The organism is Arthrobacter globiformis NBRC 12137, assembly GCF_000238915.1.
Taxonomy (GTDB): domain Bacteria; phylum Actinomycetota; class Actinomycetes; order Actinomycetales; family Micrococcaceae; genus Arthrobacter; species Arthrobacter globiformis.
This window is the reverse complement of sequence record NZ_BAEG01000088.1, coordinates 1-269: the sequence shown is the minus strand read 5'-3', so window position 1 is coordinate 269 and position 269 is coordinate 1. Positions and strand designations below refer to the sequence as shown.

The following is a 269-nucleotide window of genomic DNA, read 5'->3' as shown; positions in this document are numbered from 1 at the left end:
CCCTGTTGCCTCACGTCAATAGGTCCGGGAAGACTGCTTCGTTGCCTCACTAGAAAAGGTCCGCTTCGGGTGCGGGTTGAACCAGGTGTTGATCTTGTAGTCGCGGGGAGCAGCTTTCGCTTGGGCAAGAGCTTCAAGCTGTCCGGTCAGCGCCAGGATCTGCCGGGACATTGCCGCTGGCTTGAGTCGTTTGAACTGCGCGTCCATGGTGATGACGGGCCGCTTGCGGACACTCGGATGCCCGGCGGCGCGTTGATGCGGGGTCAACG

1 pseudogene is annotated in these 269 nt (G+C 61.3%); it reads right to left on the bottom strand.

The window, feature by feature from the left end:
• Positions 1-15 precede the first annotated feature (15 nt).
• Positions 16-269, bottom strand: a pseudogene (locus tag ARGLB_RS18375) (integrase); the annotation flags it as partial.